This is a genomic window from Streptomyces sp. NPDC059452 (assembly GCF_042750035.1).
Lineage (GTDB): Bacteria > Actinomycetota > Actinomycetes > Streptomycetales > Streptomycetaceae > Streptomyces.
This window is the reverse complement of record NZ_JBHYVE010000030.1, coordinates 45,859-61,418: the sequence shown is the minus strand read 5'-3', so window position 1 is coordinate 61,418 and position 15,560 is coordinate 45,859. Positions and strand designations below refer to the sequence as shown.

Sequence of the window (15,560 nt, the reverse complement as noted above, 5' to 3'; positions counted from 1 at the left end):
GAGTGGGGGAGTGGAAGGAGAGTGCAGGGGGACGGGGAGAGGGCGAGCGGTCAGGCGGTCGGGAAGTCCATCAGGGCCACCGGGTCGGACGTCGGTTCGGCCGATCCGCCCGCCGGTTCGACCGTGATGCCCATCCCCGTCGCCCGGTCCACGGGCCCGTCCAGCAGGACCGCGTCATCGCTCGCCGAGGGGTTCATCAGACCGGCCGACCGCATGGTGCCCTCGTCGTTGAACCAGATCTGGTACACCTTGCCGCTGGGCGGGGCCGCCATCCCCGAAGCGAGGAACACCGCCCGGTTCTCCTGCCGCGAGACGACGACCGTGCCGCGTGCGCCGCCGGTCAGCTCGCCCGAGCTGGTCCGCGCGTCCGGAGCGGAGAGCACCTGGGCCAGCTGCTCGTTCTGCCGCTGGGCCCGGTCCGCCTCCTGCCGGGCGTCCTGCGCCACCTGGTTCTGCCACACCGCCACCCCGCCGAAGGCGGCCGCCGCCGCGACGCAGGCGGCCAGCGCGTAGGTGGTCCAGCGGCCGGTGCGGCCCCCGCCGCCCGTGCGCCCGGGTCTGCCGTGCGACGGAGCCTCCTGCCGTACGGTCGTGATCTCCCGCAGCACCCTCTCGCGCAGCTCGCGCGGCGGCGTCTCGGCGACGGCGAGGCCGAGCCGGGCGGCGGTGGCCGACAGCTCCCGTACCTCCTGGGCGCAGGCCTCGCAGTCGGCGAGATGGCGCTCGAACTCGCGGCGTTCGGTCTCCGGCAGCGCATGCAGGGCATAGGCCCCGGTCAGCGTGTGCAGTTCGGCCGTGCTCATGCGCTCACCCCCAGGCAGTCGCGCAGCCGGATGAGGCCGTCGCGGAGTCGAGTCTTGATGGTGCCCAGCGGCACGGTGAGGAGTTCCGCCACCTCACGGTAGGTCAGGCCCCGGTAGTAGGCCAGGGTCACGGACTGCCGCTGGAGCTCGGACAGGGTCCGCAGACAGCGGCGTACCTGCTCTCTCTCCAGCCGTGTCTCCACCTGTTCGGAGACCTCGTCGAAGGCGGGGGTGCGGTCCAGGAGCGCCGCCTTGTGCTCCCGCGCCGCCGACGCCTCGGCCGAGCGGACCCGGTCGACGGCCCGGTGGTGGGCGAGGGTCAGCACCCAGTTCATGGCGCTGCCCCGGGAGGCCTGGAAGCGGGGGGCGGTACGCCACACCTCGACCAGGACCTCCTGGGCGACCTCCTCCGACTGGGCCGGATCGCGGAGCACACTGCGTACGAGGCCGAGCACGGGCCCGGAGACCGCGTCGTACACCTGGGCGAACGCGTCCTGGTCCCCCCGCGCGACCCGCACCAGGAGCTCCTGGAGGTCAGGTCCTGGCGAGGGCACCCCGCTGATCTGTACGGCTTCGTTCACGCGGGTTTCCTCCCGGGACGTCATCGGTTCCAGGAGTGATTCGGAGCCGGTGGCCGTGCGGATTGGTCCAATGCCCGCGATCTTTCCAGAACCCGTCCCGCCCGGCCGTGCGACGCAGCGGCGCGGCTCAGCCGCGTGACGCGACCGGCCGGGCCGCCCCCCGGTCCGCCGGCCGCCGGACGGCCCGCAGCGCGAGGAAGACCAGCAGCCCGAGCGGCGAGAGCAGGATCGCGAGGACGAGCAGAGGGCCCATCAGCCAGGGGGAGAACCCGAGCTTCCGGCCCTGGAGGAACATCCACTGGCCGACCAGCAGGTCCCACGCGATCACATGGGCCCAGACGGCCGCGGCACCGTTGGGCAGCGTCATGAGCTCCTGGAAGCCGACGAGGTCCGGACCGGTCACCGCCGCCCAGACCTCCGGGAAGACCGGCACGACGAGGGCGGCGTACAGCACGGCGACCGGCACCGCGGTCAGCGGTGACGAGACGATCCGGGTGGTGACGGACCAGGTGGGAGCGAAGATCATCAGCAGCCAGAACGGGGCGGCCAGATAGAAGGTGATCTGGAAGAGGGTGCCGGTCATGCGGTGAACTCCTTGCTGGGGGAGGGCGGTTCGGACTCCACTCGTACGGGAGTGGGTGCGGGCGGCCGCCGCAGTGCCGCCCCCACCCCGGCGGCCACCGCCACCAGGAGGAGACCTGCGGCGATGAGCGTCACCGCGTCCGGGTGGATCAGGGGCTGACCCCGGAGCGCCTGCCAGGTGGTCAGCGCCACGAGCCCCGTGTATCCGGCCGTCACCACCCGTACGAGACGCAGCCGCAGCCCGGCATCGCGGAGCCGGGTGATCCGGGGCGCGAGCAGCAGCAGGGCGATCAGGAACAGCGGGATCAGCTGGAGCGCGTGCATACCCACGAAGTGCGGGATACGCAGATCGCCGCCGGTCGTGGACCAGCCGGTCAGCGGCATCGAGGGGCCGCCGTCCGGTACGCCGACGGAGTGGGCGCCGATCACGTCGGGGCTCCCCGTGCCGCCGGCCCGCTGCTCCGCGCTGGGCAGCGTCATCAGGAAGCCGATCCCCGCGCCCACCAGCGCGATCAGCACCCCGCCCCGGATCGCCCAGGCGGTGGCCCGGTCCGCGAACCGGGTGCGCAGCAGCAGGATGCCGATGACCAGGGTGCCCGCCCACAGCACGATGACGGTGATCCCCATCGCCATGAACAGGGCCCGGTCGAACGGTGTCTCGACGTTGAAGTGGCTGCGCTTCCCCCGGACGACCTGCACGGTGATGATCGCCATCTCGACGAGGCTCGTGGCGACGACCACGTTCCCCGCCCACCAGCCGGTCCGGCGCCCCCAGGTCGACTGCGCGAGCATCCAGGCCAGGCTCAGGCCGTAGACGGTGAAGGAGACGTAGAACTTGAACGGCTTCGCCCAGATCGGCGCGTCCACCAGGACCCGGTCGTCGGCCACGAGACCCACGGCGGATATGAGGGCCCCGAGGGCCATCACGGCGGAGAAGACGACTAACGGGCGATGCCAGGAACGCCATGACGGCATGGGAAACCCCCTGAGAGTTGCTGTATGGATAGCGACGCTTACCGCTATCTGTTAGGGGCACTATCTATGATGGCGATCTGATCTGGCAAGGGCGGAAAGGCGAACACGCGGTGCGCATAGGTGAATTGAGTCGGAGGTCCGGGGTCCCGGTGCCGACGATCAAGTACTACGTACGGGAAGGGCTGCTGCCCGCCGGAGAGCTGACGAGCCCCAACCAGGCGGACTACGGTCCGGGCCATGAGCGGCGCCTGCGCCTGATCCGGGTCCTGCTGGAGGTGGGCGGACTCTCGCTCGCCGCCATCGGCGAGGTCCTGGAAGCCGCGGACGACCCCGCGCAGCCGGTGTTCAAGGTGCTCGGCTCGGCCTCGGAGGGCGTTCCACCGCTCGGCGACGGCGAGGCCGGGCCGGAGCTGGAGCGGGCCAGGGAGGAGGTGGCCGAGCTGGTGCGGCGGCGCGGCTGGCAGGTCGGTGACGAGGCGACGGCGGGGGAGTCGCTGGCCGGGGTGATCGCTGCCCTGCGCCGGATCGGTCACGGCGACCTGGTGGACCTGATGGACGTCTACGCGGACGCGGCCGAGTCGGTGGCCCATGCCGACCTCGACTACGTGGAGCGGCGGGTGGCCCGCGAGGACCTGGTGGAGAGCGTGGTCGTGGGGACGGTCCTGGGGGAGGTCATGTTCGGCGCCCTGCGCAGGCTCGCCCACGAGGAGGTCTCGTTCCGGCGCTATGTCCTTCCGGGGGGTGGTGCGGAGGCCGGGGGCGAGGGGGGTGTGGGTGGCGTCGCGCCTGCCGGTTCGGAGGCTCCGGAAGCCTGAAGCCGTCGGACGAGAGGGGCTCTGTCACCCCGTCCGCGCACGGACCACGCGCACGGACCACGCGCACGGACCACGCGCACGGGCCACGCGCACGGGCCACGCGCACGGGCCACGCGCACGGGCCACGCGCACGGGCCACGCGCACGGGCCACGCGCACGGGCCACGCACACGGACCCCGTCCACCGGGAGTGCGGTGGGCGGGGTCCTGTCGGTGCGGCTTCCGGGCCGTCCGGTGATCGTGCGCGTGGTCCTGTCGGCGCCCTACGCGGCTGCCGCCGCCCCCGGGCCCTCCTGCTCGCGCTCCACCTGCTCGTTCCACTCGCGCTTGACCGCGCGCCAGGCGTCGTCGTTCTGGCCGAGCCGCCAGTAGCCGGAGATCGACAGCTGCTGGAGCGGGATCTGCCGCTCCACGCGCAGATAGCGGCGGATCTCCTTCACGAAGGCCGCCTCGCCGTGCACGAACGCCTGGACCTCGCCCTCGGGGAAGTCCAGCCCCTTCACCGCGGCGGTCAGCAGCTCGCCGACCGGCCGGTCACCGCGGTGCAGCCAGGTCACGGCCACCCCGTCGGGCGTCACGATCTTCTGCTCCTCGGAGGCGTCCGGCACCTCGACGAACGCGTGCACCAGGGCGCCCGCGGGCATCTGCTCCAGGGACGCGGCGATCGCCGGCAGGGCGCTCTCGTCGCCGACCAGGAGGTGCCAGTCGGCCGAGGCCTGCGGGGCGTAACCGCCGCCGGGGCCGAGGAAGGTCACCTGCTCGCCCACCCGGGCCCGCTGCGCCCAGGGGCCCGCGAGCCCCTCGTCGCCGTGGACGACGAAGTCGACGGCCATCTCCCGGGCGACCGGGTCCCAGGAGCGGATCGTGTACGTCCGCGTGGTGGGCCACAGCTCGCGCGGGTGGCTCTCGCGGATGGCGGCGATGTCGAACGGGTGCGCGTAGTCCGCGCCCTCGGGCGCGAAGCACAGCTTGATGTAGTGGTCGGTGAAGCCGTCCAGGGAGAAGTCGGCGAGCCCTTCACCGCCGAGGACCACCCGCACCATGTGCGGGGTGATCTGCTCGGTGCGCACGACCTGCGCCCCCTGGGCCTTGGGTCCTTGCCGGGCCGGCCGCTCTGCCACGAGGTACTCCCTGGGTTGTGACGTACGGGCGCGCTCGTCGGTGGACGGGTGCGTGCCACGCACGTATCGGCGCACGGGTCCGGACACCCCCGGCCCCGATGACTTAGGTATACCTAAGCTAACACCTCATGCCTGGAGCGTGGTGAGGAGCCGCTTGAGCGCCCCGCCCAGCCCCCACTGGTCCGCAAGCGCTTCCAGGGCGGCCGGGTCGCGCGGCTCGCGCGGCAGCGCCGGGTCGAAGTCGGGCAGCGGCACGTCCTGGGCCACCCGTACGACCTTCGGCGCGACCGCCACATAGTCCCGCGCCTCGTCCAGCCGCTTGCGCTGCGAGGGGGTGAGCTTCGCCTTCGGGTCGTCCACCGCCGCCATGATCCCGGCCAGGTCCCCGTAGGCGTCCAGCAGCTTCGCCGCCGTCTTCTCGCCGATGCCGGGCACGCCCGGGAGCCCGTCGCTCGGGTCGCCGCGCAACAGGGCCAGGTCCACATAGCCCGCGCCGTCCACCCCGTACTTCTCGCGGAGCCACGCCTCGTCGGTCGTCTGGAGCGTGCCGACGCCCTTGAGCGGATAGAGCACCCGCACCCCGCGGGCGTCGTCGACCAGCTGATACAGATCGCGGTCGCCGGTCACGATGTCCACGGGGCCGGTCGCCCGGGCGGTGAGCGTGCCGATCACGTCGTCCGCCTCGTACGACGTGACGCCGATCCGGGCGATACCCAGCGCGGCCAGCACGTCCTCGATGATCGGGACCTGCGGGGACAGCGTGTCGGGGACCTCCTCCTCGTCGGTCTGCCCGGCGGGCGTCTCCACGGCCACCCGGTGCGCCTTGTACGTCGGGATCAGATCCACCCGCCACTGCGGGCGCCAGTCGTTGTCCCAGCAGGCGACCAGATCGTCCGGCCGGTGGTCCTGCACCAGGCGGGCGATGAAGTCGAGGAGTCCGCGGGCGGCGTTGACCGGGGTCCCGTCCGGTGCGCGCACCGAGTCGGGGACGCCGAAATAGGCGCGGAAGTAGAGGGAGGCGGTGTCGAGGAGCATCAGGCGTCGCGTCACGGATCCGATGATGCCCCACGCCACTGACAGTCGCCGTCGATGGCTCCCGGTGACCACCCGCCCGCCCCCGCCGTGAGCTGGATCACTGTTGTGTTTGGTGGGGGTAAGTGCGGGCAGGCGCGCCCCCGGAGTGGACCACGTCGCATTTTCGACCAATGCGGATGCGCGTGCCCTGCGGACCGAATCCGCGCCGCTCCATGGTCTGCCGGCGGGGGTGGCAGACCGTTTTCAGTTCAACGCGTGAGGTGTATGTGTCAAGGCTGCAAGCCGAGAACTTGTACAAAGTGTTCGGCAGACGACCCGATGAAGCCGTGCGGAAGCTGGAGAGCGGCACCGACCGCGACGAGCTCCGCGCCGACGGAACGACCGCAGCGGTGATCGACGCCTCCTTCACGGTGGAGCCGGGCCAGATCTTCGTCGTGATGGGCCTGTCCGGCTCGGGCAAGTCCACGCTGCTGCGGATGCTCAACGGGCTGCTCGAACCCACCGCCGGACGCGTGCTCTTCGACGACCAGGACCTGACCGCCCTGAGCCCCCGCGAGCTGCGCCAGGTGCGCTCCTCCCGGATCAGCATGGTGTTCCAGCACTTCGCGCTCTTCCCGCACCGCAGCGTCCTGGACAACGCCGCGTACGGCCTCGAAGTCCAGGGCGTACCCCGTTCCGAGCGGATCAGGCGGGCCACCGAGGCGCTGGAGCTCACCGGTCTCGCCGGCTGGGAGGACTCCTGGCCCGACGAGCTCTCCGGCGGTATGCAGCAGCGCGTCGGCCTCGCCCGCGCGCTCGCCACCGACGCCGACCTGCTCCTCATGGACGAGTCCTTCAGCGCGCTCGACCCGCTGATCCGGCGCGATATGCAGGACCAGCTCCTAGAGCTCCAGAAGCGGCTGAAGAAGACCATCGTCTTCATCACCCACGACCTCAACGAGGCCATGCGCCTGGGCGACCGGATCGCCGTGATGCGCGACGGGAAGATCGTCCAGCTCGGCTCCGCCGAGGACATCCTCGTCACCCCGGCCAACGACTACGTCGCCTCCTTCACCCAGGACGTCGACCGCTCCCGGGTGCTCACCGCGGGCGCCATCATGGCCGAACCACACACCGTCATGGGCTCCACGACGGACGACGGCAAGGAGCTGCGCACCCCGCAGGACGTGCTCGCGGCGGCCCCCGCCACGGTCACGGAGTCCACGCCGATCATCGAGCTGTTCACCCCCTGCTCGCAGAGCGGGGACCCGGTGGCCGTGACCGACGCCAAGGGCAAGCTCGTCGGCGTCGTCCCCAGCTCCCGGCTGCTCGCCGTGCTGGGCGACCCGATGGCCCCCACCGAGGCGCCGCAGAAGGCCCTGACGGACGGCTCCGCGACGAATGTGAACGCGACCAACGTGAAGAAGGTGGCCGGTGTTTAGGCTCCCTCTCGGCGACGGCGTCGACTCCGCGGTCGACTGGCTCCAGACCCACCTCGCCTGGCTGTTCGACGCGGTCAGCGCCCTCGTCGGCGGCATGTTCGACGGCATAGCCGCCGTCCTCTCCGCCCCCCACCCGCTCCTCTTCGCGGGCATCGTCGCGATCATCGCCTGGTGGCTGCGCGGTCTGCCGGCCGGGCTGCTCGCCTTCGTCGGATTCGCCCTCATCGACTCCGTCGAGCTGTGGGCCGAAGCGATGGACACCCTCACCCTGGTGCTCGTCGCGACCCTCGTCACCCTGGTCATCGCCGTCCCGCTCGGCATCTGGGCCTCCCGGTCCAAGACCGTCAGCGCGGTGATCCGGCCGGTCCTGGACCTCATGCAGACCATGCCCGCCATGGTCTACCTGATCCCCGGCGTCATCTTCTTCGGCGTCGGCGTGGTCCCCGGCATCATCGCCACCATCATCTTCTCGCTGCCCCCGGGCGTCCGGATGACCGAACTGGGCATCCGCCAGGTCGACGGCGAGCTCGTCGAGGCGGCCGAGGCCTTCGGCACCACCTCGCGCAACACGCTGTTCCGCGTGCAGCTGCCGCTCGCGCTGCCCACGATCATGGCGGGCATCAACCAGGTCATCATGCTGGGCCTTTCCATGGTCGTCATCGCGGGCATGGTCGGCGGCGGCGGCCTCGGCGGCTCCGTCTACCGCGCCATCGGCAACATCGACGTCGGTCTCGGCTTCGAGGCGGGCATCTCCATCGTCATCCTCGCCATGTACCTCGACCGGATGACCGGTGCCCTCGGCCGCGAGGTCTCCCCGCTGGGCCGCCGCGCCGCCGCCAAGGCCCAGGCGTCGGCCGAGGGCTGGAAGATCTGGACCTACCGCCCGCAGCCCGTCGTCGCGGTCGCCGGCATCGTCACCCTCGCGCTCGTCGCGGGCGGCATGGGCATCTTCGGGGGCCCCGCCGGCAACACCGCGTCCGGCGCGAGCGCGCGGGTCGGCGACGGTAAGAAGATCTCCATCGGGTACATCCCGTGGGACGAGGGCATCGCCTCCACCTTCCTCTGGAAGGAGATGCTGGAACAGCACGGCTACAAGGTCGACGTCAAGCAGTACGAGGCCGGCTCGCTCTACACCGGTATGGCCAACGGGCAGATCGACTTCCAGACCGACTCCTGGCTCCCGACCACCCACGCCAACTACTGGGAGAAGTACCAGGACGACCTGGAGGACCTCGGCGCCTGGTACGCCCCCACCTCCCTGGAGCTCACGGTCCCCGCGTACATGAAGGACGTCCGGTCGATGGACGACCTCAAGGGGCGGGCCTCCGAGTTCAAGGGCCGGATCGTCGGCATCGAGCCGAGCGCCGGTGAGATGGGCCTGCTCAAGGACAAGCTCCTGCCGGGCTACGGCCTGGACAAGGAGTACAAGCTCATCGACGGCTCCACCCAGTCCATGCTGGCCGAGCTGAAGCGCGCGTACGCCAAGAAGGAACCGATCGTCGTTCCGCTCTGGTCGCCGCACTGGGCGTACAACGAGTACGACCTCACCAAGCTCAAGGACCCCAAGAACCTGTGGGGCGAGGGCGACGGCGTCCACACCCTGGCGCGCAAGGGCTTCTCCGACGAGAACCCCGAGGTCGCCAAGTGGCTCACCGACTTCACGATGAGCGAGAAGCAGCTCACCAGCCTTGAGGCCCAGATCCAGAAGACCGGCTCCGGCAAGGAGCAGGAGGCCGTCCGCATCTGGCTGAAGGCCAACCCGGGCGTCGCCGAGAAGTGGTCACCGGCCCCGGAGGACACCGAGGCCGCCAAGGCCGCTTCGAGCTGACCGCAAAGCCACCCGGCGGACCGGAGAAGCACAGGTGAGGGGTGGGCACCGCCGTCGGGCGGGGCCCACCCCTTCCGGCTGCCCGGGGGCCGTTCACCGGACGTCTTGCGCAACCATGTGCGTAAGGTGCTGGCAGCCGGGAGGATGGCTGAGGCGGGAGGGAGCCGGTTCATGGACGACAAGGACACACCGCGGGTGGGTGCCGCGGTCCGCCGTCGGCGCCGCACCCTGGGCCTCACGCTGGCCGCGGTCGCCGAGCGGAGCGGGCTCTCCGTGCCCTTCCTCAGCCAGATCGAGAACGAGCGCGCCCGCCCCAGCCCCCGCTCCCTCGACCGGGTCGCCGAGGCGCTGGAGACCACCACCTCACGGCTGCGGGCCGCCGCCGACTCGGCGCGCGCGGTCGATGTCGTACGGGGCGAGGAGGGCGACGGCGTACGCCGGGTGGTGCGCGGGCGCCACCAGCTCAGCGCCCTGGAGTTCACCGGAGAACAGGACCTCGGGCGCGAGTTCCAGCACCGCAACGACGAACTGATGTACGTCGTCGAGGGCGCCGCCGAGGTCGAGGCGGAGGGCCAGGCGTACCGGCTGGAGCGCGGCGACACCCTGTTCCTCTCCGGCGGCGTACGGCACCGCTGGCGGGCCACCCTGCCCGGCACCCGGCTGCTGCTCGTCTCGGTCGCGGAGCACATCGACGCGACGTACGACTCGCGCCGCTGAGAGCAGGTCCCATGCGCGTCGTCTCCCTGGTCCCCTCCCTCACCGAGGCCGTCGCCACCACCGCCCCCGGGCTGCTCGTCGGGGTCACCGACTGGTGCACGCACCCCGCCGGTCTCGCCGCCGCCCGGATCGGCGGCACGAAGAACCCGGACGTCCCCGCGATCACCGCTCTCGCGCCCGACCTCGTGATCGCCAACGAGGAGGAGAACCGTGCCCCCGACCTCGCCGCCCTCCGGGAGGCCGGGCTCGATGTGCTCGTCACCGAGATCCGGACCCTGGAGCAGGCCTTCACCGAGCTGGACCGGGTTCTCACCACCGGCTGCGGCCTGCCCCGCCCCCGCTGGCTGGACGAGGCCGAGACCGCCTGGGCCGCGCTCCCCGTACCCTCCGCGAGCCCGCGCCCCGCCGTCGTACCCATCTGGCGCCGCCCCTGGATGGTGCTCGGCCGCGCCACCTTCGCCGGTGACCTGCTGGCCCGCCTCGGGGTGCGCAACGTCTACGCGGACCACGCCGAGCGCTACCCGCGCATCCCGCTCGACGAGCTGAACGCCTCCGGTGCCGAGCTGGTCGTGCTGCCCGACGAGCCCTACCGCTTCACCGCCGACGACGGGCCCGAGGCCTTCCCCCACCTGCCCGCCACCCTCGTCGACGGCCGCCTGCTCACCTGGTACGGGCCGTCGCTGGTGCGGGCGGCACGGGAGCTGCCGTCAGCGCTCCGCTGACCACCCCGCACACGGTCCGCGCCCCCGCCACCGCCCAGGCCGCCACCAGGAACACGTACAGCGCCACAGCCAGCCAGGTCAGGGCCTCCAGACCGGTGTGCCGGGCCAGTCCGGCCGCCCCGGTCACACACGTACCGACGGGGAAGGTGAACGCCCACCACGTCATCGCGAACCCCATACCGTCACGCGTCGCCCTTATGACCATCGCGCCCGCCAATACCAGCCACAGCAGCGCGAACCCCATCACCGGCACCCCATAGAGCACCGCGAACGCGCCGAACGCCGAGGCGTAGGGGCCCGCGACCGCCCCCGGAGCCACGTCGGCCAGCTGGTTGACGGCGGTCGTGGACTGGCCCAGCGGCCCCAGCACCAGAAAGAGCGCCGGGGTCAGCGCGAGCGGCAGCGGCCCGTGGTGGACGAGCCGGGCGAAGACCAGGGGCAGCACCACCAGCGTGGCCAGCAGGGAGAGCCCGAACATCGCGTAACAGGCCAGCAGCAGCGCCTCCCGCCCCTGCCCGGCGGCCACATGGGGCACCAGCAGGGCGCCCTGGGATGCCGAGACCATCGGCGCCACCAGCGGCAGCAGCCAGACCGGCGACGCGGTGCCGGGCGCCGGACGGTGGCGTACGACCATCAGATACGGCACCACGACGGCGGCCACCAGCCCGATCGCCGTCCCCGCGGTGAAGAGCACCACGTCCACCGCGAGCGCCGCCCGTACGCCGACGACGTCCGCGCCCACCGTCAGCGTGGCCCCGCCGACCGCGAGCAGCGCCATCGCCAGGCACCCGTAGAAGGGGGCGACGGCCGGGTCCAGGAGGTGGGCGCGGGCCTGGTCGCGGTGGTGGAGCCAGTGGCCGGCCCGGGCGGTGAGGACGGTGGCGAGCAGGACGGCCGAGAGCGCCCACACCACCGTGCACGCCCCGCGCAGACCGGGCACGTCCACCGGGAGCGCCGCCCCGGCGCTCGCCACGATCGCGGTGCCCATGACGCTCGCGTACCAGTTGGGGCCGATGTGCCGCAGCTTCGGCAGCCGCACGACCGGCCGTGTCTTTGTCCACGAGTCGCGGTGGAGGAGAGGTTCGGCGGTCCGGGTCTGTGGAAAGATGGCCATGCCACGATTCTTCGCGCCGCCACCTCCGCCCACCAGGGACCTCGTTCCTATGAGGTCATAAGCTGGCTTTATGCCCAGCGACGACGATGCGCCCCACATCCCCCTTTCCCACCGGGTCCCCGACCTCGGCGCGCTGGAGCTGCTGCTCGCCGTCGCCCGGCACGGCAGCCTCGGCCGGGCCGCCAAGGACGTCGGCATCACCCAGCCCGCCGCCTCCAGCCGCATCCGCTCCATGGAACGGCAGCTCGGTGTCGCCCTGCTCGACCGCTCCCCGCGCGGCTCCCGGCTGACCGACGCGGGCGCGCTCGTCACCGACTGGGCACGCCGGATCGTGGAGGCCGCCGAATCGTTCGACGCGGGGGCGCAGGCGCTGCGCGACCGGCGGGACTCCCGGCTGCGGGTGGCGGCGAGCATGACGATCGCCGAGTACCTGCTGCCGGGCTGGCTGATCGCCCTGCGCGCGGAGCGCCCGGACACCGCCGTCTCGCTCCTCGTCGGCAACTCGGCGGATGTCGCCCGGCGGCTGGTCACCGGCGAGGCCGACCTGGGGTTCGTCGAGGGCCTGTCGATACCGGAGGGGCTGGACGGCACCGTCATCGCCCATGACCGCCTCGTCGTCGTGGTCGCCCCCAGCCACCCGTGGGCCCGCCGCCGGACCCCGCTGCTCCCGGACGAACTGGCCGCCACCCCGCTGATCCTGCGCGAACACGGCTCCGGCACCCGGCAGGTCCTGGACGCGGCCCTCGCCGTCCACGGCGGTCTGGCCCAGCCCCTGCTGGAGCTCTCCTCCACGACGGCCGTGAAGGGCGCGGCGGAGAGCGGCGCCGGGCCCTGCGTCCTGAGCGAACTGGCCCTCGGCGAGGAGCTGTCCGCCCGCCGCCTGGTCAAGATCCCGGTCGCGGGCGTACGGCTGCGCCGCCAGTTGCGGGCCGTCTGGCCGGCGGGCCACCGCCCTACCGGACCGGCCCGCGATCTGCTCTCCCGCACGGGACGGAACGGGGTGCCAGGTGCTCCGTAACCGCTTCGGACACACGGTGAACGCCGCCTAGAGTGGGGCCATGAGCTTCGCGACGCCGCCCGGCTGGTACCCGGACGCGGGGGCACCCGGCACCGAGCGCTGGTGGGACGGCACGGCGTGGACCGCGCACAGCCGCCCGCTCGCCGCCGCACCCCCCGTACCGCACGCGCCCGCGCAACAGCCGTACGCGCACCAGCCGTTCGGGCCCCCGGCCCCGCCCGCCCGGGGCGGCGGCCGCACGCGGGTCCTGACGATCGCGCTCGCGAGCGTGCTGGTCCTCGGCACGGCCCTCACCGCGGCGATCCTGCTGGGCCCCGACGACAGCGGTACGCGAGCGGCCCCGGGGCCGAACCGCTCCGACCCGGCCTCCACCGCACCGGCCACGGCCTCCACGACCCCCTCGCCCGTCCCGTCCTCCTCGCCCGAAGGCGACCCGGACGACGATCCCGCCGTCCTCGTCGACCAGCTCAACGGGATCACGCTGGCGGTGCCGGACGGCTGGGAGAAGTCGACCAGGGCCTCCGACGCCGTGCCCACCATGCGTACGGCGGTCTCCTACGACTGCCCCGGCTCCGGCGCGTCCTTCTGCTACCGGGGCACCGTCTCCACCCGCACCGCCCAGGCCGGCGAGAGCGACCCCAAGGCGATCGCCGAGGCCGACATCACCACCGCCGCCGACCGGGCCTACGGCGAGGACACCCTCGGCCGCAGCACCCACGGCGGCATCACCTCCCACAAGGTGCTCACCTCGGAGCCGGTGACCGTCGCCGGGCGCACCGGGTACCTGGTGCGCTGGCGGGTCGTCACCGGGAAGGGCCCGGGCGGGACCGTGCAGTCGGTGGCCTTCCCGTCGGCGGCGGGCAGTGAGACCCCGGTGATCGTCCGGTTCGCCTTCGACGCGGGCCGCGCGGAGCTGCCGGTCTCCCTGATGGACACGATCACCCGGTCCATCCGGCCGATCGGGGACAGCGCCACGAGCGGCGGCGTGGGCGCGTCGATCGGCCCCTGAGCCGTTCCGGTCCGGCGCCCGGGGTCAGAGGAAGGTCTTCCCCTCACCCCGGTACGTCGGAACGGTCGCCGTGATCCGGTCGCCCTCGATCAGCCGCAGCGCGTCGAACCGCTCGCACAGCTCACCGGCCTTGGCGTGCCGGAACCAGACCTTGTCACCGATCAGCAGATCGTCGGCGGGGGAGCCCAGCAGCGGCGTCTGGACCTCGCCCGCGCCCTCCTGCGGGTCGTAGCGCAGCCCTTCGGGGAGGTACGGAACCGGGGAGCGGTCCGCCCCGGCGGCCCCCGAGGCCGGGTAGCCGCCGCCGAGCACCGTCACCACGCCCACGCCGGGCCGCCGCACCACGGGCTGGGCGAAGAGGGCCGCCGGGCGGGCGGTGAACGAGGTGTAGTTGTCGAAGAGGCGCGGCACGTACAGCCCCGACCCGGCCGCGATCTCCGTCACCGCGGCCTCGGCCGCCGTGTGCTGCACGCTGCCGGTGCCGCCGCCGTTGACGAACTCCAGCTCCGGCGCGACCGCCCGCACGGCCCGCACCACCTCGGCGCGCCGGGCGACCAGCTCCCTGCGGGCGGTGGCCTGCATCAGCCGGATCGCCCGGGACCGCAGCGGCCGCCCGGCCACCGCGTCCCCGACCCCGGCGACATGACCTTCGTACGCCATCAGCCCCACCAGCCGGAAGCCGGGCCTGCGGGCCACCGAGCGGGCCAGCTCGGCGAGTTGGGCGGGGGAGCGCAGCGGCGAACGCAGCGCCCCGATCCTGATCCGGCCGCCGAGCAGCCGCAGTGAGGTGTCGAGCTCCAGGCAGACCCGGATCTCCTCCTGCCCACCGGCCCGGGAGGCGTCGATCAGCTCCAGCTGGGAGTGGTCGTCCACCATCACCGTCACGGCCGCGGCCAGCTTCGGATCGGCGGCCAGCTCGGCGAAGGCGCCCCGGTCGGCCGACGGATAGGCCAGGAGTACGTCGTCGAATCCGGCCCGCGCCAGCCAGAGCGACTCCGCCAGCGTGTACGACATGATCCCGGCGAACCCGGGGCGCGCGAGCACCCGTTCCAGCAGGGCCCGGCACCGCACGGACTTGCTCGCCACCCGGATCGGCTTCCCGCCCGCCCGGGCCACCAGATCGTCGGCGTTGTCGTCGAAGGCGTCCAGATCGACGATCGCGATCGGGGCGTCGAGATGGGCGGTGGCCCGGTTGTAGCGGGTCCGGTCAGCGGCGCGGGCAGTCATGGCCGCAGCTTGCCAGAGAGCGCTACCCCTGGGTAGGGGACGTTCGGGGCAGATCAGCCGAGGCCGGGCGTCCCGTTCCCCGCCGTGCGCCCGCAGCCCGTAGAGTGACGGGCACGCGAGCACCAACGCGCCTGACGGTGGCGGTGATCCGTGGTCGGTACGGGGACGTGAACCAGGGGGCCGGATGAGTACCGAAGCGCAACGCGCTCCCGTGCCACCCCACCCGACGCCCCCGACCACCCCGACTGCCCCGGCATCTTCGGGAGCCTCTACGGCTCCGACGCCTTCGGGAGCCTCTACGGCTGCGGTACCTTCGGGAGTTTCTGCGGCTGCGGCGCCTTCGCGGCCCCCTGCGGCTCCTGCGCCTGCCCGGCCGACTGTGGCTCCGACTGCCTCCGAGCCTTCCCGGCCGCCTGCTGTACCGGCGGTCCCGCCGCCTTCGCCGCCGCCTGGTGGCGCGCGGGCCCCGCAGGCCCCGGGCGCTTCCTCGGGCTTGGTGGCCCCGCAGGCCTCAGACGCTGTTACCGCCCCGATGTCCCCGCAGGCACCTTCCACCTCGGTGTCCCCCCAGGCCCCGCACGCCTGGCAGGCAC

15 protein-coding genes are annotated in these 15,560 nt (G+C 72.7%); 7 read left to right on the top strand and 8 right to left on the bottom strand.

The window, feature by feature from the left end:
- Nucleotides 1–50 precede the first annotated feature (50 nt).
- The 4 genes from ACFW9Z_RS30550 to ACFW9Z_RS30535 form a co-directional block, all read right to left on the bottom strand.
- Complete coding sequence (locus ACFW9Z_RS30550; protein WP_384645842.1) at nucleotides 51–803, bottom strand: anti-sigma factor domain-containing protein; 753 nt, start codon at nucleotides 801–803, stop codon at nucleotides 51–53.
- A complete protein-coding gene (locus tag ACFW9Z_RS30545; protein WP_384645841.1) occupies nucleotides 800–1,384 on the bottom strand; it encodes a sigma-70 family RNA polymerase sigma factor in 585 nt (194 codons plus the stop codon). Before ACFW9Z_RS30545 ends, ACFW9Z_RS30550 begins: the two co-directional genes overlap by 4 nt.
- Before the next feature lie 127 nt (nucleotides 1,385–1,511).
- Nucleotides 1,512–1,967: an ABA4-like family protein gene (locus tag ACFW9Z_RS30540; RefSeq protein ID WP_384645840.1), complete on the bottom strand. Its 456-nt coding sequence runs from the start codon at nucleotides 1,965–1,967 to the stop codon at nucleotides 1,512–1,514.
- Complete coding sequence (locus ACFW9Z_RS30535) at nucleotides 1,964–2,941, bottom strand: hypothetical protein (protein ID WP_384645839.1); 978 nt, start codon at nucleotides 2,939–2,941, stop codon at nucleotides 1,964–1,966. Before ACFW9Z_RS30535 ends, ACFW9Z_RS30540 begins: the two co-directional genes overlap by 4 nt.
- 110 nt (nucleotides 2,942–3,051) lie before the next feature.
- Between ACFW9Z_RS30535 and ACFW9Z_RS30530 the strand changes: the two genes are divergently transcribed.
- On the top strand, nucleotides 3,052–3,756 hold the full coding sequence (locus ACFW9Z_RS30530) for a MerR family transcriptional regulator (protein ID WP_384645838.1): 705 nt from the start codon (nucleotides 3,052–3,054) through the stop codon (nucleotides 3,754–3,756).
- 262 nt (nucleotides 3,757–4,018) lie between these two features.
- On the opposite strand, the gene ACFW9Z_RS30525 is transcribed toward ACFW9Z_RS30530, so the two are convergent.
- Together ACFW9Z_RS30525 and ACFW9Z_RS30520 are read right to left on the bottom strand one after the other, a co-directional pair.
- Complete coding sequence (locus ACFW9Z_RS30525) at nucleotides 4,019–4,876, bottom strand: siderophore-interacting protein (protein ID WP_384645837.1); 858 nt, start codon at nucleotides 4,874–4,876, stop codon at nucleotides 4,019–4,021.
- Nucleotides 4,877–5,002: 126 nt separating this feature from the next.
- Nucleotides 5,003–5,911, bottom strand: a complete 909-nt coding sequence (locus ACFW9Z_RS30520; protein ID WP_384645873.1) for a 5'-3' exonuclease H3TH domain-containing protein — start codon at nucleotides 5,909–5,911, stop codon at nucleotides 5,003–5,005.
- A gap of 326 nt (nucleotides 5,912–6,237) precedes the next feature.
- Between ACFW9Z_RS30520 and ACFW9Z_RS30515 the strand changes: the two genes are divergently transcribed.
- From ACFW9Z_RS30515 to ACFW9Z_RS30500, 4 genes are all read left to right on the top strand, one after another.
- Nucleotides 6,238–7,332, top strand: a complete 1,095-nt coding sequence (locus ACFW9Z_RS30515) for a glycine betaine/L-proline ABC transporter ATP-binding protein (protein ID WP_384645836.1) — start codon at nucleotides 6,238–6,240, stop codon at nucleotides 7,330–7,332.
- The gene (locus tag ACFW9Z_RS30510) at nucleotides 7,325–9,160 is read left to right on the top strand and encodes an ABC transporter permease/substrate binding protein (protein WP_384645835.1); all 1,836 of its coding nucleotides are present in this window, start codon (nucleotides 7,325–7,327) and stop codon (nucleotides 9,158–9,160) included. Before ACFW9Z_RS30515 ends, ACFW9Z_RS30510 begins: the two co-directional genes overlap by 8 nt.
- Before the next feature lie 171 nt (nucleotides 9,161–9,331).
- On the top strand, nucleotides 9,332–9,877 hold the full coding sequence (locus tag ACFW9Z_RS30505; protein ID WP_384645833.1) for a helix-turn-helix domain-containing protein: 546 nt from the start codon (nucleotides 9,332–9,334) through the stop codon (nucleotides 9,875–9,877).
- Nucleotides 9,878–9,888: 11 nt separating this feature from the next.
- Nucleotides 9,889–10,599 (top strand): helical backbone metal receptor, encoded by a 711-nt coding sequence (locus ACFW9Z_RS30500; RefSeq protein WP_384645832.1) that lies wholly within the window; start codon nucleotides 9,889–9,891, stop codon nucleotides 10,597–10,599.
- Here ACFW9Z_RS30500 and ACFW9Z_RS30495 read toward each other — a convergent pair.
- Nucleotides 10,538–11,713 carry a TDT family transporter gene (locus ACFW9Z_RS30495; protein WP_384645830.1) on the bottom strand — a complete coding sequence of 392 codons (1,176 nt, stop codon included), beginning with the start codon at nucleotides 11,711–11,713 and terminating at the stop codon, nucleotides 10,538–10,540. The two genes, ACFW9Z_RS30500 and ACFW9Z_RS30495, sit on opposite strands and share 62 nt — an antisense overlap.
- A gap of 70 nt (nucleotides 11,714–11,783) precedes the next feature.
- Between ACFW9Z_RS30495 and ACFW9Z_RS30490 the strand changes: the two genes are divergently transcribed.
- Both ACFW9Z_RS30490 and ACFW9Z_RS30485 read left to right on the top strand, forming a co-directional pair.
- Nucleotides 11,784–12,731, top strand: coding sequence for a LysR family transcriptional regulator (locus ACFW9Z_RS30490; RefSeq protein WP_384645829.1), 948 nt, complete (start codon nucleotides 11,784–11,786; stop codon nucleotides 12,729–12,731).
- Between the two features lie 40 nt (nucleotides 12,732–12,771).
- Nucleotides 12,772–13,740 (top strand): DUF2510 domain-containing protein, encoded by a 969-nt coding sequence (locus ACFW9Z_RS30485; protein WP_384645827.1) that lies wholly within the window; start codon nucleotides 12,772–12,774, stop codon nucleotides 13,738–13,740.
- A 24-nt stretch (nucleotides 13,741–13,764) separates the two neighbouring features.
- On the opposite strand, the gene ACFW9Z_RS30480 is transcribed toward ACFW9Z_RS30485, so the two are convergent.
- Nucleotides 13,765–14,967 carry an amino acid deaminase/aldolase gene (locus ACFW9Z_RS30480; protein ID WP_384645825.1) on the bottom strand — a complete coding sequence of 401 codons (1,203 nt, stop codon included), beginning with the start codon at nucleotides 14,965–14,967 and terminating at the stop codon, nucleotides 13,765–13,767.
- Between the last annotated feature and the right edge of the window lie 593 nt (nucleotides 14,968–15,560).